We start from the raw sequence: 21,131 nt of genomic DNA, 5'->3' as shown, positions 1-21,131 counted from the left end.
ACGCCTTAAAATTTAACGCTACCCGCTCAAGCGAACGTCTTATGCAAATAATAACATCTGTTTAGAACAGATGTTAAATGTAAAAAAGCTCTGTGAAAAACACAGAGCTTAAATTGCATAGAAACAGTAATCTAAATTACCTTTGTGCAACCGGCTGTCGTATCTGTAATCAGATTTAGACCCTAAGCTTTGCGTCCTTATCTTTCGATAAGTTTGCCCTTACCAAATATAGGAATATTGTACTACATATTCCCATCTTATGCAATACTTTTTATAAATTTAATACAAAATTATTTACTACATTGATTTCAAAACATAAAATTAAATCAAGATTTATTTTAATTATATTATATATATTAACATTATTTGGCAGTTTTTACAATTCGATTTATACCATTTGGGAATACTCAATAGCCAGGCCCGCCAGACCCGTAAAAGAAAACAGGCTGACCATGCCTTTAACCAAGCATATATCTTTGGAATTCCAAAGCAGCCTTGGCATCTTTATCAAGAGAGCTTTCTGTAGTATCTTCTATGATTTCACGCCATATTTTAATATCCTGGCCTACCTGACCTCCAGATCTTACAAAAGGTTCCATTACAACAGTTTTATTATAATTAATATCTCTTAGTGCTTCACCGATTTCACGCCAAGGTGTGCGTCCCTTTCCGGGAACCATACGATTACATTCCCCGGTATGAAAATGACCCAAATACGCACCTGCTGTTCGAATTGCCTGACCGATACTCTGCTCTTCTATATTCATATGGAATGTATCGAGCATTACTTTTACATTAACTGCATCCGGGTCTAACTCTCTAACTTCCTTTACAAACTGTACCCCTTCTTCAGCGGTATTTAAAACATGATTTTCAAATCGGTTTAATACCTCTAACCCTAATGTTTCAACGCCGCATTCACGGGCAATTTTACTCAATTTTGCTATTCCTTCTACACCTCTGCCCCAGTCACCTTTTTTATCAACCGTTTTGGAATAATCAATAGGCCAACAAGAATAAATCGCCCCGCCAATTAAGGTCGCATTTATTTTTCTCATACGTTTAAAAAGATCGGTATAAAAAGTCATAGCATTTTTATGTACCGCTTCCTCACTTGAAGCTATATTATTAGCCGGAGAGGGGCCATATCCTACTGTCAAACGTATATGATTTGCCTCTGCACATTCTTTTAATTCTTTTAATTGTAAGTCAGTGTAGTCCGGAAGAGGACCTGCAGCGATTTCGAGAATATCAAAGCCTAACTTCGCAACTTTCTTTATATAATAAAGATAATCTCCTGCCCATTCCTTTTCCCAATACGCATAGTATATTCCATGTTGCATAAAACAGCCTCCTGGTTTTTATTGTTATTCAAATCTTCAATATAAATATATAGTCGGATCTCGCTATTTCAAGGATACCACATGTCCTTAAATTCGTCCACAATATTTCAGACATCCGAATTTATAAATATCAACTTTTCCTGACATACTTAGGGATACTCTTTCGAGTGTCAAAAAAACAAACTTTAATATACCATTTCCTTTAAACAAAGTAAAAGCCGGGGATTACTCCTCGGCTATATCTTTATTCACTATGCCGTTTATAACACTTATTTCATATAAATCGTAATATTTTTTCGTTTACCATGCAACTTGGAAGTTGTTGTACTCTCTCGTATAAATCTCCCCGAAAGCAGATTTCACTATACACAATTTTCAAACATTGGCTCAATATACTCTTTAATTAGTTTTATTCTATCCTTAGCATGGGGCACAAAAAGAGAAGCAATTGAAACTACCATTTTTTTCTTAGTGTTAACATAAATCACATTTCCTCCATCTCCCAAAGCTGCATAGATATGTTCTTTATCATCAAGAATCCACCAGAGATAGCCATACGATAATTTACCCCATCGGCTATGTTCCTTTGTACTCTCATCTATCCACCATGCCGGTATTATTTGTTTATCCTTCCATAACCCGCCATCTAAGTACAATTGACCTATTTTGGCCATATCCATAGGGGTCAGGGTGAGGCCCCAGCCTGCTGTATTTACCCCTTGCTGGTCGGCCACCCAACCCCTAACATTTTTATCCTTAAAAAAAGCAAGCTGTTCTTCTTTATTTTGTAATACCACATTGTTTCCTACCTGAATTTCCAATGGGGAGAATAATTTTTCTGTTGCAAAATCAAACACTGATTGTCCTGTTGCTTTAATGAGAATACCCGATAAAATATGTGTACCTATGATAGCTGAATACGTAAATTCTCCTATCTGTCCCCTACCTCCTAATAAATCCAGAGCAAATTTTATCCAGTTATCACTTGCAAAAAACTGTTCGTATGGTTCCGATTTATATTTATAAGGGGCAGTCATAGTGAGCATATTCTTAATCGTAACTCGCTGTATCGTTTTTTCGCCTCTATTTATGGTGTAATCCGGGAAAAACTCCAATACTTTCTGATCCATACTTTTGATTTGCCCATTCCCTATGGCGATACCAATCAAAGCAGAAAAAATACTTTTTGTTACCGATGCTACATGAACGGCGTTGGCACCAGTATATTCATTAAAGTAGTTTTCATATAATGTCTTACCGTTTTTTAGTACTATTAAACCTGCTGTGTTATTATAGCTGCTGTTTATTATCTTTTCTAACAATACCTTTTTTCTTTGATCCATATAGTTTCCTTTCCACCAAATCTCATATAGTTCCAATTCCACCTAGGTAATATTAAATCCCTTCCGCTGCAGCGGCTCCATAAATCCCAAAGAACAGCAAAGGCAGCTGTTCTTCGGAGGTATCGTATCCGAGGCTTTTGGCCCGCATGTACTTTACGAGACTATTTACACTAGATACCTCCCTGTCTTGGAATTTGGATTATCTCTCAGACTCCCCGGAGTTCCTTGGGCAATAATCTCACCGCCCTTATCCCCGCCTTCCGGACCAAGTTCAATGATATAATCACAACTCTTTAAGACCTCTATATTATGTTCAATGACAATCACCGAATTGCCCCCGGCTACCAGTTGATCTAACAGCTTTAACAGCAATGCCGTATCATACAGGCTAAGTCCGGTCGTTGGTTCATCTAATACATATAGCATATTACCCTTTAACTGCCGTCCCAGCTCTTTGGCAAGCTTCACCCTCTGTGCCTCACCACCGCTTAAAGTAGCTGATGGCTGGCCAAGTCTTAAATAACCCATGCCTATCTGTTCTAAGATACACAGAGGTTTTACAATGTTATTTTGATCTGCAAAGAAGAAAACAGCTTCTGTTATACTCATTTCTAACACATCGGCAATCGTTTTTCCTTTATAATCTACGGAAAGACTTTCTTCGTTAAACCGCTTGCCCTGACATGTCTTGCAGAGTTTATCTACGGAAAAATCAGAGGTCAGAAAAATCCTTTCAAAACCGCTGCCGCCACAATCCCTACATGCTCCTTTCGAATGAAACGAAAAATGTCCGGCACTTTTGTTTCTTATTTTTGCTTCCGGCTGTTTTGCATAAAGTTCCCGAATCTTATCCCAGATACCAATATAAGAGGCAGGTGTAGAATTGGCATTTCTTCCAATAGGTTCCTGGGATATCTTTACAAAACCATTAATTCGTTCTACTCCTGCTATACCAGTTGCATGCCCAACTGCTTTACCAAATTTGCATGCACTTGCAAGACGTTTCAAAAGTGTCTCAATCAGAGAACTCTTACCACTTCCGGATAATCCGGCAATACCAATCATAACATGAAGCGGGAATGTTACGGTTAAATCTTTTAAATAATGGGTATTGGCATGGTCCAAGGTAAGACAGTCTTCCTTATCAATGTTATGCTTTCTGACCGTCCGTTCCGGCATCAAACGTTTGCCATAAAAGAACTGACTAAGCAGTGTATCTGCTTTCTCGTATTCTTCATAATCACCCTGGTAGACCACTGTTCCTCCTTCTACACCTGCCTTAGGACCAATCTCGATAATATAATCGGCATGACGAATCATCTCTTTATCATGCTCCACTACAATCACTGTATTACCAAGGTCTCTTAATTCCTTTACCGCTTTAATCATACTTTGCTTCTCCGATGGATGCAATCCTGCCATGGGTTCATCAAAGACATAGATCAGGGAATCCAGTCCAGACTCCAGATGGAGATGGAGAAAAATGCGCTGGACTTCGCCGCCGCTTAAGGACGCCATCTCCCGGTAAAGAGTCAGATGTCCTAAGCGAAACCGGATCAGATGCTTTAATTTCTCTTTCACATTTTTTACCACGTTTCTGCCAAACTGGGATAGCTCTTCCTCCGGTATTTGGCTTAAGAAATGGAGAAGACCGGACAGTGTCATCTGTCCCAGCTCGCCAATCAGCTTTCCGCCAAGGAATACTTTTTTCGCTTCTTCGCCGATCCTCTCCCCTGACAGGCTGTACAGATCTTCTCCTCATAGACCTCCTCCACATCCTCGCCCTTTTCATAAGCATTTCTTAGTATTCTCTCCAGACAGTAACTTTGTTTACCATTGTCATATGTTCCATAAACAACTTGACCTTTAATATCTTCTGGAAGTTCCCAGAATGGGGTCTCAAAATACATGCCGTATTTCTTCTTTAATATCCGTAAGAAACCATCGGTTACCTGCAGACTCTTATAGACCTCCAAAAGGGATGTTGTTTTATCTGGAATCAACTGCTTTAGATTGATATCATAATAAAAACCTCTGCCCTGGCAGCTAAGACACATGCCATCAGCCGTTGTATAGAGAAAGAAGCCTGGGGAGAGATGTTCACTATTCTCATCCAAAGCTTTTCCGTCACTGGCATAAATGAGGGCCAGCTGGTTTAGAATTCCGGTCTTTGTGCCAACTGTAGAACGGGGATTGCTCAGTCTTATTGTATTCTGGCGTACCGCCACCGTTGGACCGATGCCTTCCATCGTATTGAACCGGTCCTCGTTATCAAGTCCGGCCAGAATGCCAATCGACCTTAGATACTGGTTCTTGCCTTCTTCAAACAGGATATCAAATGCAAGACTGGATTTACCGGAGCCACTGATACCGGTAATAGCTACAAGCCCCCGTTTGGGAATTGTTAGATTGATATTTTTCAAATTATGGATTCGTGCTCCCCAAATTTTGATTTCTTCCATATGCTCACCTCGGAATCGATTTGCAGCATGTTAGAAACGAATGGGTTCAATGGGAACGTAGATGTCTACTTCATGGATATGACTCTCATTGGCAGACGCATCGTTACGATACACTTCAAATGGATTGTAGTCTCTCGGAACATAACCACTGCCCATGATCCACTCCTGATACATGTAATTCCAGGCATCGCCGTACTGTTCCTGCTGAATCTGAAAATGTCCGACCGCATACAGACCGCCTTCTAGCTTCATCCTTCCAAGGATTCCGTCCTCCTGAATCCGAATGTTCTCTGGCACCGTCAGGCATAAACTGGTACGGAATTGGCTCTCTTCTCCGAATTCAGGATTGTCATGATACATAGCAAGCACCCAGTTCTGACCATCCTTAAGAAAGTTCTGCTTCTTTGCATGAGCAAATAACGTCTGCATCAGGCCCCCATACTCTTTCGCTAATGTCTCATAAGTGCCTGTATGTCTCACATAAGCAACCTGTTTCTCATCCAGGTTTTCAATGGTAATCTGCCCGGTAACAGGAAACGGATCTCCTGCCCATTCTTTCTTTGCTGTGTTCTTATTGTACTCAGATAAAAGGTAAGAATCTTTGCAATTCTTGCTATATTCCCTCCGGTATTCTCTTGGACTGACGCCATAGTAATTCTTAAATGCCCGGGAAAATACGGCTGAATCCGAGAGCCCAAGTTCATAGGCAATGTCCGTTATATTTTTATCTGTCCGGTGTGCCAGCAAAAATACTGCCCTCTCCATTCGAATCCGGTTCACATAATGGGCTAACGGTTCATGTAACATACCCTGAAAGATCCGGCTGAAATGATATTTGGAAAACCCTGCGGCACCGGCAAGCTCCGTGGTGGACAGGGACTGTCCTATATGATGCTCGATGTAATCCTGCACTTTATGAATTCTTCGTATGTACTCTTCCTTACACTTCTGTTCTGACATATGATTCCCTCCTGCTCCTGTTAATCCCAGTATAACAGAAATTTTATTTCTTGACGAATCAATCTTAACTGACTAAAACGAATAAAAGCCATCCCTCTTCATTTATCATGAAAATGGATGGCCACTATAATTATAAGTTGAAAGGTCAAAATTCAATCGTAAACTTTTTTATTTCTTCAGCTATTGTTTCGGATTATAATGAAGTATAGAATGCCTGCATTTAAACCATATCGTTTCACCGACTTATCAATGATGTTTCCCTGTTTCATAGCACCATTTCGCAATTTCTGCGATCAACTCCAACGGAAGCGGCTTACTGTATGGTAACTGTATTGCACCTTTGCTTGTCTTGTATTCCGTCAAACGGTCTGTAAAATACTCAACCGCTTTTTCGCCGGGGTATAACCCAATGTGCTTTTTAAACGCCGCAAAATGGATAATGTTATGCTTGCTCCAGTAAGTCGGCATACTCCACGAGATACGTTCCTGTGCGTCCGGGAGTACAGCACGGATTGTAGCTCGGACCTGATTCAAATATGGTTGAACACCCTCAGGTTGTGCTGCTATATATGCGTCAATCGTTTTCGGCGGCTCACCACAGTAATGGTCTTGAGAAGTGTTTTTGAATTCTCGTCCGCATTTAGGGCATTGCCACAAAGTGTTCACCTCATCCTCTATTATGGTAACTTTCACACGATCACCTGATTGTTTACCGATTTTTGCACGAATGTCCTTACGCAAACCGATGATATAGCAAATCGAGTCATCCGGATTCTTCACACCCATATTAACAATACTCCCATTATAAGGCTCCCCATCAAAAGTTGCCCGGACTTTTACTCTGCCCTTGCCAAACTCCGCTTTCACATCATAAGGGAATTCAACATACGCACCGTCCATGTCGGGCACTTTCTTGATTTCTGCTTCAAACTCATATATTTTATTCATTTCATTCACCTCTCAAACTTGTCCGAAAGGTACAAGTTCTTTCTTGATATAGTAAATCATTGGATTTTCCGAACTTTTTTTCCTATGTCATCATTTAATATATTTTATCATAACAGAGTCTAATATGCCATAACAATATACTCCATTAATTATTTTCCGCGCTGCATATCCAACTATAAATCAAGTTGTTTCTTATTTGCATATACGCTAACTTTATTGTGCATATTTTTTCTTATTCTTTCTTCTCTGTAAAACGACCGGTGAACCTGTCTACCTTACCAAAAATGGAGAGGGTGATTTAGTTGTAATGGATATTGATTCATTTGACCAGAGAACAAAACGACTGGAACTCAGAGAAAAGCTTCTTGAAATTGCAGAACAAAGGAGCCATGGAATACAAGGCCTCCCTGCCAAAGAAATTAGTTGAAATTATGAGAGAGAATTCAGGAGAAAAAAATGGTATACCAGGTTGAAGCCAGCGCTTCGGTTAAGGATATATTAATGCATTACTGCGATTTATGTTATGACGATTATGATCCTGACTTTACTTCCTCTTATTCCATTTCTTTCTTTCAAAAAGCGAAAAGAACTGAAACGCTTGATTTTCCTGGGATTCTTCTTTGTTGCATTGTTAGATGAACCTTTTCTATGCGATACCTCCATTGTCCGCTACGATTTGATACAAGCCCTTTGCAGCGCTGACACAGGTTTTCCTAGCTTCAAAGTTTTTCTCATCCAACCACCAATCAGCGTCGCTGTATGCTTATCTTGCCTTATATCTATCAATTTAAATAAGCGATATAAATGGAGAAAAAAGTTATTAACTTGGCAAGAATAAAGATAAGTCATTAAACATTTGCATCTGTTGCAAAGGCTTCAGAACCCATTGGTGAAATTGTGACGTAAAGGCGTAAGACATCTTCACCGGTGTTTATAACCTGCAAGCTTTCCTGACCATCAACCTGCATTAACTCGCCCACCTGCAACGAGGTTTCCTTGCCATCTGTGACAACCTTGGCATTACCCTCCATGACCTGCAAGAAAAGGGTCGATTCTAGATGTGTGTGTCCCGGCAGCATTTCTCCTTTTGCAATGTTTAGAACAAAAGCAATTACATTATCGCTTTTGAAAAGCATTCGCTTGGCGATTTTTCCCTGTGGCTCATAAAAATAATCATTGATAATAAACTTGTTCATAGATAACTCCTCCTTTAATTTAAGCTTAAACTTTAATATACCCAATTTGGGCTATAATAACGATAAAACTTTCCTGCATCTATTTCTCCCCAAGAAGTATAAAATTATACCTTTTCCCATGCCCTAAAAAAATCTGACATTGTCTGATATCTTCCACTTCTATCTTTATTCACTGCTTTTAGTGTAACCTCATATGCTTTCCTGTTTAATTCCCATTTTTCCAAAGCACATGGGAAAAATGTATTGTTTTTATACATTTGTCCAATATCAGCTTCTGAATAACTACCAAAAAAGTGAAATATCAGAGCTCCTAACGTAAAGACATTCGTAGCTCCATCAATAACCGCTCCATATGTATATTCTTCTGGCGCTTTCAGCCTCTTCGTCCCCAGTACTCTTCGCCCATATCATTAAATGTTGGTGTCTTGCGAAATAAATCTATATCGCAAATCGTGGTAGTATCATTATCGAAATCATACATGATGCTTCCGTCATAAAAATCAACTGCAACATATCCCTTACTTTCTACATATACCAGGAACTCAAACATGGTTCTTACGGATTTAAGTCTTTTATCAATCGGTAATTGTTTGAATTTGCTTTTCGGTGATTGTAATAGCGGATTCATTGCATATTTTTCAAAATTCCAATGGTCAAATAAACAATCGCCTTCTGCCCATTTGAATACTGCTATATACAACTCCTTATGCTTATAATGTTCAACTAATTCTATTAAAACAGGATGTTTCAATATTTCATATATAGGCATTGCTTTTTTGAGAACTCCCACTGTTTCCTGAGTATCTATGCAGGATTCTGCCGTTTTAGCTCCAGCAACTTTTATAAAATACTTTATGTTCCCATTTTTCATGCCAAAACTAATATTTCCTGAGTCATTTTGGTCAAAAACGTTGAACAGCTTCCCGTATTCTGATAAAAAAGAAAAATCACAGGATTCTTTCAGTGTAAAAGAAATATTATCAATAATTTGTGTAACCATTTTTCCCTCCATATTAGAGGGGAACTATGATGTAGCCACCCTCTTATTATTCAGACATACAGTATTATTTATTATCATCCAAATCATCTCCCTTGTTCAAAAAATATCTATTTTAACAAGGGATTATCGTGTGGAATTACATAACGCTAAAGACTATTTACATTTAAAAGTACATTGGTATCTCATTATTCCGGCCCCGTACTTATCACCCAAAGATAATATATGAAAACCGAATTTTTCATAAAACTCAACAGCATCATCATCCGTTTCGGCAATTATTTCATCTGGATGAAACATATTAATGCAATGATTAATCAAAGAGCTTCCTATCCCTGACTTTTGAAAGCTGGCAGAAACAGCAATATCAAGTATTTCAATTGCATTAATATTACTAAAGTCTATAACAATGATCCCTTTATATGTATCATTTTCCTTATTCGCATAAACTGCTGTATTCGGGTTAATTATGTAATTATTTGCCCGATTCATTAATCTTTCTTCAGTTGGGTTATATACGCTTTCTGCTAGTACAGCTAGTAAATCCTTTTTTTTGAGTATTGATTTTGCTTCAACTATCTGCTCCATGGTCCTCTTCCCTCTTCATTACATATGTTTATTTTGTATCATATTACCCATATGGTAATCGCCGAGATGACGTCAATGTGGACGGTTGTCTAATATTTCTCCATTCCTTTCAAGATAATTCAAAATGATAGTATCTCCGGGAAAACGAACAGCTTCGGAGTGAAGTGCTTCCATGCGAGGAATCAGCAATCCTAAGTAACAGATGTTTACCATCTATTGTTTCAATATAATATTTTTGATCTCCTGACATGCCTTTTGTAATTGGCTCAATCTTAGCAAACGTGTCATATATCGGAATATCTTTCATTGTTCCATTCCTCTCAATATTTTTGAATAGAAACTATATGTATTCATCATTCAAAATGCAAGTTAACTTATTCAAAATTCCAGATAAATTCGAATTAATACTTTACACAACTTGGAATTTGACGTTATTATGACAACATATTAGTAAGTCGGTTAAAATCAGTAACCGTATTGCTTTCATATTGAACAATTCTGCTATTGAACAAAACTGTATTCATTCCAACTTTGCTTGCTGCTTCCAAATCCCCCCTCTGTCATCCACATATAAACATTCTTCTGACTTACATCCCAATTGTTCTATCGTTTAAGGCAAATCCCACAACTTCATTTCAAATTCTATTCATCACTTGCATCGGCAAGTAAAATGGTCTCAAAATCATTCTTTCCGTTTCTATAACAGGTGTAATTATATATTTCTCCCAATAATCACTTGGAATATCATATTTCTGCCCTAAAACGGGGCAGCGGTATGAAAAAATTCGCTTTAGAATTCATTTTTTATACTTCGTGTAAATAAACTGTCCAATGCTTCTTTTGCATCTACACCATTATAAAGAATATCGTATACTGCAGTACATATTGGCAATTCAACGCCATAATATTTTCCAAGTTTCATCAACGCTTTTACTGTATAATATCCTTCAGCCAATTCATAATATTTTTCATGTTTTACAAACGCTTCACCAAACTGCCTGTTATGACTATATTTCGAAAATACCGTTGCCTCATAATCGCCGAGATGACACAAACCATATGCTGATAATTCATTTCCACCGACAGCCTTTATCAGTCTTGCCACTTCCCTTGTTCCTCTTGACATCAGTGCTCCTTTTAAGGTTGATAGCTTTAACCCATCAAGTATTCCTGATGCTATTCCTATTACATTCTTTGATGCTCCACCGATTTCATTTCCTATCAAGTCCTGTCCGTAATAGAAACGTATTAAATTACTTGAAAAGCTATCAACCAACAATTTTTTAACTGATTCATTATTACTGTCTATTACCATACAATTTGGAATACCTTTATAAAACTCTTGTACATGACCTGGACCAAGCCACACTGCTACTTCATTCGAATAATCCAAGCTATCATTCGCGACTTGTGATAGTCTACGTCCAGTTGATATCTCAATGCCCTTCATACATAAGACAATTATTTTATTTTTCAAATTATATTCTTTCAGTTCATCCATTAGCCCTTGCAATCCCTGTGAATTGATAGATATTACTATAATTTCTGTATCTCTGACGCAATTCAGATTTGTTGTAAGCTTAATTGCATCAGGAAGTTGTAGCAATTCATTCTTTCTTTCCCTGATGAAACGTTGCATATTACCTGATGATTCACGTCCATATAACGTAACCTCATGCTTAATATTATCTAAATACCAAGCTATTAAGGAACCCCATCTTCCACATCCTATTACTGTTATCTTCATTTTGTCTCCTTTAATCTCTTTTTCTTAATGCAATCAGTTATGATTTACTATAATTATTTCAGCAACTCTAAATGAGTACTACCATATTTATAGCATCAATATATTCTTACATATCGAATTTACTTATATCCAATGTAAAAGGACGTTGTTCTTGGTTCAATCGAAACGCCATTCCATGTATTTCCCATACCAATATCAGATGGCGTTATATTTTGATAATGTCCTTTCATCCCATTTATCTGAATATTCATATTATCATCAATAGCTACAATGACATGTAATGACTCCTGATATAGAATTAAGTTCTTTAAAGAGGGATATTGTTTATGTATTTCTCCACTATAATTAAAGGTCTCCTTTATTCCCTGCCATATATATGACATTGAATTCAAGGTATAATAATGAATTTCATTGATAATTTTCACATCATCCCGTGGTCATGTCCATTCATACAAAGCAATACTTTCTTCCCGTTACGATTTCTTTCTTCAAGAATTCTTCTAATTTCTCTACGATTAGATATACCACGATTAATAAAATCATTTGAAAGACTTTGGTGAGTTAATACAACATAATAATACTGTTCCTCTTGCAATTCATTTTTCATCCACTCTATTTCTTCTGGAGGGATATACGGATACTCTCCATTCGTTCTTTCATAGTTTCGTTTACAGTATGGTTCATATCCATCAGCAGTTTTGATATAGTTTGCGTCAAGAGCAATAAACTTGATATTTCCAAATATAAAGGAATAATAATTATTTTCCATCTCACAGAATTTAAGCACGGTATCAATTGAATAAGCATCCGAATTATGATTGCCTACAGTAAAGAAGCATGGAACTCCTACTTCTTTCAATTCCGAAATCAGATATTTATTCGCATCAGTCGGATGGCATAAATCTCCCATCTCAATTATAAAATCTATGTTTTCTTCTTTCACCGAATTAATAAACTCATGCAATCGCCTGTCTCCGTCATGTATAACGTCGTAGTGTAAATCCGCAAAGACTGCAAATTTCATATATAAACCACCTCATATACTCATTTTGTTTGATGGCATCCGTATTGTTTTCGAATATCAAAAAGCAGCTGTATTAAACTTGGGTAATATGGTATGAATTCACCGCGCTCTATCATCAAAAATATTTCTTCTTTTGAAGCCCACTTAACATTTTGAACCTCATCATACTGCAAGGATAGCTTAGAGATATCAACATCTTTTTCCAACAGATAAACATCATCAAATCCGTTGCTAAAGTTTATAGTTATGTGAGGCCTAATATCTTTTAAATCCAGCCTTAATCCAATTTCTTCAAACAATTCTCTTTCTGCAGCAGACTGACTTGTATCACCCTTTGTAGCACTTCCGCCGGCAGTGATATCCCACATGTTTGGCCACCCTTCTTTAAAAGGTTGTCTTTGTTGAATCAGCATATTACCTTCCGAATTAAAAATACATACATGGATGACTAAATGGTAATTTCCTATTTCAAAAGATTCCCCACGAACCATAGTTTTGTTTGCTTTGATTCTATTTATATCATATACATCCCAGAGTTCCATATTTACCCCAAATAAACTTCAGTTTTTGATCCTCACACATGCAATATCCCTCTTAATTATTTCCATTTTACACCATCGTTCCAGTATTTACTACCACTATTTTCTGGTGTAGTATAGAGGATGAGAGATCACAACATTTTTGATTATTAACTTTTTCTACATTTTGAAATACAAAACCGCCTGTATAATAACAGACGGTTTTGGTTTAAACTGCTATTTCTTTTTGATTGGATAGCAAACTTCAGTTACCATGTCATCTGGATTCTTAGTTTGCGCAGGGCTTACATGATAAATACAAAACATTGCACCATTAAATTCATAACCATTATCTCTAACCCAGTTTGCCACTGTGTGATTCACTTCAGTGATTTGTTCATAGCTTCCTTTATAAGTTGCAGAAGCTATCTGTACTTCAGGAACTACTTTAAAAATTACATGCTCCGTATTTTCATATTTTCCCTTTACAGATATCTGAATTTCAACATCCACATCGCTGTCTTTGTAATCTCCATCGTGATACATAGCTAAACTGCAGCAATTATCTTCTGGTATCATTTGCAGCGCCGCTGTTTCTGTCATCAGGATATTCCAAAGCATTCCTTCCTGATTATATGCCGGTATTATCTTTCTAACACTTGCTACATACCGCTGCGGAACAGTTTTTAAAATAACATCATACTTCATAGCATTATCATCCTCTCTCAGCCTTTTAATAGCTGTTTCAAGGAGAAGTAAACGTTGCTGAATTTCAGCTTCTTCTTCCTGCATTTCTGTATGTTTTACCATTAAATAGTCAGATAATGCTTTTGGGTTATCATAGCTTTTTAATATTTCTTTAATAGTCGATAAGCTAAAACCCATGTCCTTCAATGAAATAATTCTACTGGCAACTGCAAGTTGCTCTTCGCTATAATAACGATAGCTTGTAAAATTATCTATGTGTTTTGGTATTAGAAGTCCCACTTCATCATAATGCCTCAGCATCCGTATACTTATCCTTGATAATTTTGAAAAATCACCTATTCTTAACATTTTATTTTCCTCACATATATGTGTTTTTGAGCTCATCTTTATGATAAAGTATACCATAATGTAAGAGTCAATACTAAAATATCATTTTATTTCAGTGCATCCATAATTTCCATGTATAGAATTTGCAAAAATCATATCATAAAAAGGTATCGCAGTCACTGTATCACTTAATTAACTGACGAAAGAACGAGGCTGCCCAGAATATCTCCCGTTTTTCTCAGAACAGTTTAAAAACAAAACAGGGTATCCCTCAAGTCATTTCCATACTTTTGGAACGCCCTCTTTATCATACTTCATAGATTATATTTGCAAAACCTATGTTATATATTAAATCGAATAATTTAATATTCAAGTCATCGATAAGTTAAGTTTTTATTTACAATTTTGTATATCCTGCTGTAATTTTTTGATAGCTATCTGGAATTTTTCGTCCTGCTGAAAGTCGGCCAAGGATTCTTCTTTCAATAATCCCTCTAATGGCATTTCCTTCATTTCTTTTATTACTGCTGTTTGTCCTTCCTGTATCTTGATTATCGGATAGAATAACAATGGGTTTGGATTCTGAAGCGTACCAACGATATCATTCATCATTTTTATGGCACTTCTCTTCGCTTCTTCTTGGTTTCCCATCTGAAGATATGCTTCCATAAAAAGGCCCTCGCTCGTATTTCTATCAATATTGAATATTATGAACCAATAAAACTTTTTCCTCAATCATTTGACAAATAAAATCTATCACTTTTTATGTGCAATTAAAATGCATTCATCAAGCGGTTTTGCTTTGACAATTTCACCACTTACTAATGTAAATCCATATGATGTAACAAAATCTTTCAGTTCTCTTGCCTTCCAATTATGGAAGGTACGAAACCCTACCTTTTCCATCATCCAAATTAATAGTTTATTATAATTCCCATCATATACAAAAGTTGGTGCAATCAAAAGCCCTCCCTGTTTTAATACTCTGCAAATTTCTGACAATGCTTTATCAGGTTCTGGCATAATATGCAGAGCATTTGCTATCACTACAACATCAAACGAATCATCATTATATGTAAGAGCCGTCGCATCTTCAACACCGAATTCAATGTTAGCTTCTTTTCCCTGTTTCTTAGCTTCTTCTACCATCTTTGGTGAAAAGTCGGTTGCTGTCCATGCGTTCACTTCTCCAGCAAGACGATAAGTGAGTTGGCCTGTACCGCAGGCTAATTCCAATACAGAATCAGCATGCGTCAGATGTTTTCGAATGTAACCGCACAATTCAGTGTAGGCCGTATCATTCTTTTTCATAAATCCTGTATATAGAAATGCAAACCTTTCCCAAAATCTCTTATTTGACTTATCCATATCCATTTTCCGTCCTTTTGTTTTTATTATAAATCTAAGTTATGTATTTGAAAGTCCGTCCGCAGGATATGCCCTGCTTTACAATCACCCATGATAATACAACCTACAACAGCCTTCCACTGTTATAGCTTTATAAATATAATCATACTCTAATAAGAACTCAAAAACTTCTCTTATAGCTTACAATTTGTTGAACATCACATTATGCTCATTTTGCTTGAATAGGTAGATGAAAATCCAATCTATCAAATTTCCTCAATATATCCAAATTGGAGGTAATATTATGAGTACCCCAATAATAATTTCCGATTGCTTGTTCAGCGACACACCATCGTTTGCCATCCGGATGTGGGTTATTCTGTTCAAATGCGTTTAATTCTTCCTCAGGTGCTATTTGAATCTCATTTGTATTGCGCAGTGTGTCAATAATCGTATCCAGATTTATATCCACAACATGTTTAAGTTCTGGATAATGCTTGCTTTTTGGCGAACCAATAAAGTACACTGGTAATGGTAACCAAAACGGCCATGTTGCAGGGTCAAATGATTTCATTTCCAACGATACCGGGTCATAATCGGGGACGCCATTGAGTAGGATTTGACCACACAGCTTATACTTGTCTTTTAAAGCCAATGCCTTGTGGTAGATATCACTGTTTTCGTCTGCATATTTGAGTATAAAGTCTGAAAGTCGCTTTGTTACTCCAATATCAGCTTCCGTGGCTTTCTTTGGGTCGAAATGAAACCATGGCAAATGTGCGAAATCATTGTTGCTGGGGATTCCTTGCATCCCCACCCAGCCGTTTTCCAACAAATGTGTACAGGAATCAAGGTATTTGATGATACCCAAAATAATTGTGTCTTTTATACTGCTAACAGAATCATCTGCCGTGTCCAGATAATCCAACGCTATACATATTGTATAAGGTGAAGAATTAGGGTTCCAATTATTGCACTCGATGTTGTATCCAAAACCGCCATCCTCATTTTGGTAACTGGACAGAACCGAAAGGAAATCCTCGCAGCTCCCATTTTCAAATAAATATTTCCATTTTGTAAAGTCAAGCGGTCTTGCGTTACGGTGAATCAGTTTTCTTAATCTCAAAAACTCATCAAGCGATATTTTTTTCAAAGCAATTACCTCCCCTATTATATAAATAATCCAAACTACAAGTTCCTATTTATCACTTCCCAGGCTCAATCACGTATATTCATTCCCGATGATATACTGCTAAACTCTGTTATTACAGATTAAGAACCATTCCTTCTTCTGTTTTTACAAATCCACATTTTTCATATAACGGCCTGCCTGATTCTGTTGCACCAAGACTTATTTCCGTGACTCCCTTTTGTTCTGCTTCTTCAATCAGCATCTTCATCAATTCTACTGCTTATTACTTTGTCTAAGTCAGCAGCGGTCGCTTTAATAATATTTATCATCTACATTTTCTCCTGTATTCTTAAACCATTTTCAGCTATTGCCTCTTAAGTACCTGGTTATATATTTCTTTTTGTTTTTTGTCAAAAGGAGGGTAATTCTCATCCTTGGGCAATGATTACTGAACTCTTCTATACGCTAAAACAGCTCATCCATCAAGATATAATATTTAATTTTTTCCCAATCAGGCACAATACCCAATTCGATAAAAAGACTCTCTGCATTAAAGCTTTCATAGACTTTTCCACCGTGTGAACCATCATAATTATGTTTCAGACTTCAATAGCAGAGAGCGATATCTTGGTACTTATCTGCAACTCCGCTTCTTCCCAAGTCAATGAAACCATTAATTTTGTTATTCCTTAATAAAAATATTTGGCAATAATCCCCATGTGAAAAAGCAAATTCTTCGACAGGTTTATTTTTTCACCGGCAATTCTACTCATTAGTAAATAACTCATATCACTGTCTTTCTCATAACAGACAACTTGGGGTACCGGAAGCTTCTCTGCCAACCATGCCATCATTTTATACTCATTCTGTGATTCTTCGGTTGGTTTTTCTTTCTTTAGAACGAAATCATTAAAGCAAATTACTTGTGCATTAGACATTCCATCTTTGTTCTGTATATAATCTCTATCACCAATAATCTCATAATTCTATTAAAATGCTATTTTTCAATATCAGATGCTACTACTCCAACCTGATAATCATCTTCATATATGATTTTTCCCGGGCTATCCGTTTCAGTCACTTCAACGCTCACATTGTATTTCTTCAGCATTCTAAAATAGAATTCTAATTTATTCACTAATTTTGATGTTTTATCATTATTTTTAAACCAAGTTACTGCACCAATCGTATTTCCATCAGAATAAAATGGGGGAATAGGTAATGCTTCTTCAAAATATTTGCGGTTCTTCCAATATTCCTGAGTTTCCTCCTCTGTCAAGCATTTACCTACCAAATGCCATACAGCTACAAACAAACCTACAGGCTGTCCAGTCTTAGGACTGTCATAATTAACATGATATCTGAAATACATCTTTCTCACCTTCTTTAACTGATTCTAGATGTGATAATTATTATGGTTCGTGTAATCCGGCCCAGCATGCCGAACAAAATATATTGCCACATATGTAATATTCTACCCCTCAGCCTTAGTTTCATTAATTAATAACTGACTCCCTAATTTGTCATCGTAAAAACTATTATGGCCTGCTGTACTTCAAGTAATGATTTTTTGAAATCGTACCCTACAAAATATTTACTGCTTATAACATCATCTGCCACTTCTTCGCCTCTGAAAAATGGAGGACATGGATTTAACAAGGCATTATCATTCGCTTTATCCATCAACTCACATGTAATCTGGTAATCATTAAAATCTTGTAATTGTTCCTTACTTAGAGAATCAGTTAACACAATGTCCTTATCCATTATCGCATCAGCTATATCATAAGCAATGTTTGTACTTTCCATTTCATATCCGCTCGGGCAGCATTGCGTAATTGAAAAACCAAGTAAATCAGAGGCGTCTATCCAAGTTCGACCAATATTGCCGGATGCACCAACATATAAATACTCTCCCTCCAGATAATCCTTTCGGATTTTTGAAAGTGCATACAAATCAGTAAGTATTTCACAGGGATGATTAATTTTTGTCATGGCATTGATTACAGGGACTTTCGCGCATTTTGCCATGTCTTTCACAAGTTCTATATCACCATGCCTTACAACAATAGCATCTGCCCAATTATTTAAATATCCAATAACATCTTCTATCTTTTCCTTCTTTTCTAACACATCACTATCAAACAGAATTGTATGACCGCCTAATAAATTGATTCCCTTTTCGTATGTAACCCTGGTTCTGACACTTGAACTTGGAAAAAACAACACCACTGTTTTACCTGATAGGAAATGGCTATATTCACCCTGTTTGATTCTATCGGCCAGCTCAAATACTTGTAATATTTCTTCTCTCGTTAAGTCCTTCAATTCAACTAAGTTTTTCATAATGTCCTCACTACTAACAAATTTTTCATTCAATAGTAATCCAATATTTTAAGTCAATATTTTTAAAGTTACAAAACCCATCAGAGATATTCTTCAATAAATTTATTTCTTTTTGTCCTATAACAACTTCTCGGTTTACTCATACTATGACGTTATTGTATCTTACGTTTGAATATTGAGATAATCCACCTTGTGCTACCGTAACTTTGAGCAGCAGCAACAGTGTTTACTAACTCCCATCCCTGTGAACCCAATTCATTTAATTCATTTTGGAACGAGTATTGGTCAACCTTACCCCCAAATACTCCTTTAGCATCAGTAAAAAGTGTTTTGTATTCAAATTTCTCCATGTTCATATCCTCCTCAAATTACCTGATGGCGCTAATTTTATGCCGCGACTTCCTATTATTAATTCAATTTACCAAGCCAAATGATTCTTTTACTTAAATAATCGATAGGAACAACAGGCAAAATTAATTTTTAAGTGTTATTACTTTACTTCTTCATATACTATTTAAAATAAATCAGCGGGGTCGTCAAGTACCTCCAAATGAAATTAAATAAAAGTTTACTTATTAATTTTATCTTTTATGAAAAATTTTTGCAATTATATAATGTAATTATTTGTTAAGTATTAAAAAAAAGCCTTACACTCCACATAAGTGGAACTTGTAAGACTCTTGTTTTAATCTTTAGTTATTGATTATGAAGTGGTTTTTCTCTGTTATCGTACCCCAATTAGTATACGATTCGTACCCCCAATCGTACCCCAATCAAGTAAAATTCTATAATAATTTATAATAAGTTATAACACTTTGCATATTTTCAATAATCGCTGTAAACCGCTTATAATCTAGGTTTTCAAGGCATTCTCTAAAGTTCGTAAGGAGTTACCTGATATACATAATAATTCAGCCAATTCGTATACATAGCATTTGCATGGGCGCGCCAGATTAGATTTGGTCTCGAATCATCATTATTATCAGGATAATAATTCTTAGGTAATTGTATTTCTAATCCCTTTCCCTTGTCCCGCTTGTATTCTTTATCCAAAGTTATCCTGTCATATTCCGGATGACCCATGACAAATATCTGCTTGCCCTCTTGGGCTGTTACAATAAATACTCCGGCTTCATCAGACTCCGCTAATATGGTTAGCTCAGGATTGTTAATAATATCCTCTCTCGAAACCGTTGTATGTCTTGAGTGGGGTGCATAGAAAATGTCGTCAAATCCACGGACAAACGGTACTTTACGGTTTAATACACGATGGAGAAATACCCCGAACATCTTCTGTTCCAAAGGTATTTTATGAATTCCATAATGGTAATAAAGGCCGGCCTGGGCTCCCCAGCAGATATGAAGGGTGGAAGTAACATTGCTCTTAGACCATTTCATGATTTCTGCTAATTCATCCCAGTAGTCCACCTCTTCAAATTCCATCTGCTCTACCGGGGCTCCGGTAATAATAAGCCCGTCGAATTTCTGATTCTTTACGTCTTCATACGTCAGGTAAAATTGATCCAGATGGCTGGCTGCCGTATTTTTTCCCACATAGGAACCGGTCGTTAAAAAGGTGACGTCAACCTGTAACGGCGTGTTGGATAAACTTCGCAGCAGCTGTACTTCCGTATCCTCCTTAAGAGGCATCAGATTTAAAATAGCAATACGAAGCGGACGAATATCCTGATGCATGGCTCTGGTTTCATCCATGATAAATATATTTTCATCTTCTAAAATTTTTTTTGCAGGTAAATCACTTTGTACCTTAATAGGCATATTATCACCATCATTTCTATTATTTTTTATCTGCACAATCCATTCAGCAGTATTACTTTTTATTAGATAAAAAAGCTATCCTCCTTTACTTATATTTCAAGGACGATAGCATAAATGCTTCGTGATACCACCTTAATTTATCTGTATTTCACAATACAGACCTCTGCAAGTACGGAATTCACTTCGATACTCTGATGCTATAATGGGCACTCCCATCGCAGCCTATACAATAATTGTAGTCGGTACGCAGCTCCAAGACCATTTTCGGCAATGTATTCTGTGCTTCTTCTCACCTATAAAGCTCTCTGTTACATACCCCATTGCTTACTTTTCTTTTCATAGCCTTTTATTATTTCATAATAATAT

General features: G+C 36.6%; 24 protein-coding genes, 3 pseudogenes, 1 riboswitch and 1 other annotated feature. Of the genes and pseudogenes, 2 read left to right on the top strand and 25 right to left on the bottom strand.

The window, feature by feature from the left end:
* Positions 1–142: 142 nt before the first annotated feature.
* A riboswitch (cyclic di-GMP riboswitch) is annotated at positions 143–228 on the bottom strand.
* A 230-nt stretch (positions 229–458) separates the two neighbouring features.
* The 7 genes and pseudogenes from Ana3638_RS15505 to Ana3638_RS26815 all read right to left on the bottom strand — a co-directional run.
* On the bottom strand, positions 459–1,343 hold the full coding sequence (locus Ana3638_RS15505; RefSeq protein ID WP_161838843.1) for a D-psicose 3-epimerase: 885 nt from the start codon (positions 1,341–1,343) through the stop codon (positions 459–461).
* Positions 1,344–1,705: 362 nt separating this feature from the next.
* Positions 1,706–2,686, bottom strand: coding sequence for a serine hydrolase domain-containing protein (locus tag Ana3638_RS15500; RefSeq protein WP_161838842.1), 981 nt, complete (start codon positions 2,684–2,686; stop codon positions 1,706–1,708).
* Between the two features lie 165 nt (positions 2,687–2,851).
* The gene (locus tag Ana3638_RS15495) at positions 2,852–4,351 is read right to left on the bottom strand and encodes an excinuclease ABC subunit UvrA (RefSeq protein WP_246240274.1); all 1,500 of its coding nucleotides are present in this window, start codon (positions 4,349–4,351) and stop codon (positions 2,852–2,854) included.
* Positions 4,352–4,368: 17 nt separating this feature from the next.
* On the bottom strand, positions 4,369–5,148 hold the full coding sequence (locus Ana3638_RS25270; RefSeq protein WP_246240271.1) for a hypothetical protein: 780 nt from the start codon (positions 5,146–5,148) through the stop codon (positions 4,369–4,371).
* A gap of 30 nt (positions 5,149–5,178) precedes the next feature.
* Positions 5,179–6,108 (bottom strand): AraC family transcriptional regulator, encoded by a 930-nt coding sequence (locus Ana3638_RS15490; RefSeq protein ID WP_161838841.1) that lies wholly within the window; start codon positions 6,106–6,108, stop codon positions 5,179–5,181.
* 246 nt (positions 6,109–6,354) lie between these two features.
* Positions 6,355–6,636 (bottom strand): annotated as a pseudogene (locus Ana3638_RS26820) (iron chaperone); the annotation flags it as partial.
* Positions 6,637–6,780: 144 nt separating this feature from the next.
* A pseudogene (locus tag Ana3638_RS26815) lies at positions 6,781–7,056 on the bottom strand (DUF1905 domain-containing protein); the annotation flags it as partial.
* A 268-nt stretch (positions 7,057–7,324) separates the two neighbouring features.
* Between Ana3638_RS26815 and Ana3638_RS15475 the strand changes: the two are divergent.
* Both Ana3638_RS15475 and Ana3638_RS15470 read left to right on the top strand, forming a co-directional pair.
* Positions 7,325–7,483, top strand: a pseudogene (locus Ana3638_RS15475) (type II toxin-antitoxin system Phd/YefM family antitoxin); the annotation flags it as partial.
* Positions 7,484–7,512: 29 nt separating this feature from the next.
* The gene (locus tag Ana3638_RS15470) at positions 7,513–7,695 is read left to right on the top strand and encodes a hypothetical protein (RefSeq protein ID WP_161838840.1); all 183 of its coding nucleotides are present in this window, start codon (positions 7,513–7,515) and stop codon (positions 7,693–7,695) included.
* A 209-nt stretch (positions 7,696–7,904) separates the two neighbouring features.
* Here the strand turns inward: Ana3638_RS15470 and Ana3638_RS15465 are convergent, their stop codons facing one another.
* From Ana3638_RS15465 to metA, 18 genes are all read right to left on the bottom strand, one after another.
* Entirely contained in the window at positions 7,905–8,252 is a 348-nt protein-coding gene (locus Ana3638_RS15465) for a cupin domain-containing protein (protein ID WP_161838839.1), read from the bottom strand.
* 373 nt (positions 8,253–8,625) lie between these two features.
* The gene (locus tag Ana3638_RS15460) at positions 8,626–9,252 is read right to left on the bottom strand and encodes a serine/threonine protein kinase (RefSeq protein WP_246240269.1); all 627 of its coding nucleotides are present in this window, start codon (positions 9,250–9,252) and stop codon (positions 8,626–8,628) included.
* A gap of 153 nt (positions 9,253–9,405) precedes the next feature.
* Complete coding sequence (locus tag Ana3638_RS15455; protein WP_161838838.1) at positions 9,406–9,837, bottom strand: GNAT family N-acetyltransferase; 432 nt, start codon at positions 9,835–9,837, stop codon at positions 9,406–9,408.
* 109 nt (positions 9,838–9,946) lie between these two features.
* On the bottom strand, positions 9,947–10,144 hold the full coding sequence (locus Ana3638_RS15450; RefSeq protein ID WP_246240266.1) for a hypothetical protein: 198 nt from the start codon (positions 10,142–10,144) through the stop codon (positions 9,947–9,949).
* A 483-nt stretch (positions 10,145–10,627) separates the two neighbouring features.
* Positions 10,628–11,584, bottom strand: a complete 957-nt coding sequence (locus Ana3638_RS15445; protein ID WP_161838837.1) for an NAD(P)H-dependent glycerol-3-phosphate dehydrogenase — start codon at positions 11,582–11,584, stop codon at positions 10,628–10,630.
* A gap of 119 nt (positions 11,585–11,703) precedes the next feature.
* Positions 11,704–12,009, bottom strand: a complete 306-nt coding sequence (locus tag Ana3638_RS15440) for a hypothetical protein (protein ID WP_161838836.1) — start codon at positions 12,007–12,009, stop codon at positions 11,704–11,706.
* Entirely contained in the window at positions 12,006–12,608 is a 603-nt protein-coding gene (locus tag Ana3638_RS15435; RefSeq protein ID WP_161838835.1) for a metallophosphoesterase family protein, read from the bottom strand. The genes Ana3638_RS15440 and Ana3638_RS15435 overlap by 4 nt, the downstream gene beginning before the upstream one ends.
* A gap of 20 nt (positions 12,609–12,628) precedes the next feature.
* Entirely contained in the window at positions 12,629–13,150 is a 522-nt protein-coding gene (locus Ana3638_RS15430) for an NUDIX hydrolase (RefSeq protein ID WP_161838834.1), read from the bottom strand.
* Positions 13,151–13,363: 213 nt separating this feature from the next.
* Entirely contained in the window at positions 13,364–14,182 is an 819-nt protein-coding gene (locus Ana3638_RS15425) for a MerR family transcriptional regulator (RefSeq protein ID WP_161838833.1), read from the bottom strand.
* A 372-nt stretch (positions 14,183–14,554) separates the two neighbouring features.
* On the bottom strand, positions 14,555–14,830 hold the full coding sequence (locus Ana3638_RS15420) for a hypothetical protein (protein ID WP_161838832.1): 276 nt from the start codon (positions 14,828–14,830) through the stop codon (positions 14,555–14,557).
* 87 nt (positions 14,831–14,917) lie between these two features.
* Positions 14,918–15,529 carry a class I SAM-dependent methyltransferase gene (locus Ana3638_RS15415; RefSeq protein ID WP_246240263.1) on the bottom strand — a complete coding sequence of 204 codons (612 nt, stop codon included), beginning with the start codon at positions 15,527–15,529 and terminating at the stop codon, positions 14,918–14,920.
* A 208-nt stretch (positions 15,530–15,737) separates the two neighbouring features.
* Positions 15,738–16,661: a hypothetical protein gene (locus Ana3638_RS15410; RefSeq protein ID WP_161838830.1), complete on the bottom strand. Its 924-nt coding sequence runs from the start codon at positions 16,659–16,661 to the stop codon at positions 15,738–15,740.
* A 112-nt stretch (positions 16,662–16,773) separates the two neighbouring features.
* Positions 16,774–16,908 carry a GNAT family N-acetyltransferase gene (locus tag Ana3638_RS15405; RefSeq protein WP_161838829.1) on the bottom strand — a complete coding sequence of 45 codons (135 nt, stop codon included), beginning with the start codon at positions 16,906–16,908 and terminating at the stop codon, positions 16,774–16,776.
* 421 nt (positions 16,909–17,329) lie between these two features.
* Entirely contained in the window at positions 17,330–17,578 is a 249-nt protein-coding gene (locus Ana3638_RS15400) for a phosphotransferase (protein WP_161838828.1), read from the bottom strand.
* Positions 17,579–17,637: 59 nt separating this feature from the next.
* Complete coding sequence (locus tag Ana3638_RS15395; RefSeq protein WP_161838827.1) at positions 17,638–18,012, bottom strand: hypothetical protein; 375 nt, start codon at positions 18,010–18,012, stop codon at positions 17,638–17,640.
* A gap of 143 nt (positions 18,013–18,155) precedes the next feature.
* Complete coding sequence (locus Ana3638_RS15390) at positions 18,156–18,986, bottom strand: ornithine carbamoyltransferase (protein WP_161838826.1); 831 nt, start codon at positions 18,984–18,986, stop codon at positions 18,156–18,158.
* A 152-nt stretch (positions 18,987–19,138) separates the two neighbouring features.
* On the bottom strand, positions 19,139–19,336 hold the full coding sequence (locus Ana3638_RS15385) for a DUF4177 domain-containing protein (RefSeq protein ID WP_161838825.1): 198 nt from the start codon (positions 19,334–19,336) through the stop codon (positions 19,139–19,141).
* Between the two features lie 523 nt (positions 19,337–19,859).
* Positions 19,860–20,765, bottom strand: coding sequence for a homoserine O-acetyltransferase MetA (metA, locus tag Ana3638_RS15380; RefSeq protein WP_161840579.1), 906 nt, complete (start codon positions 20,763–20,765; stop codon positions 19,860–19,862).
* 95 nt (positions 20,766–20,860) lie between these two features.
* Positions 20,861–21,114: a binding site (T-box leader), on the bottom strand.
* Positions 21,115–21,131 lie beyond the last annotated feature (17 nt).

The organism is Anaerocolumna sedimenticola, assembly GCF_009931695.1.
GTDB lineage: Bacteria > Bacillota > Clostridia > Lachnospirales > Lachnospiraceae > Anaerocolumna > Anaerocolumna sedimenticola.
The sequence above is the reverse complement of the archived record's forward strand: the minus strand, read 5'-3'. Positions and strand labels throughout refer to the sequence as shown.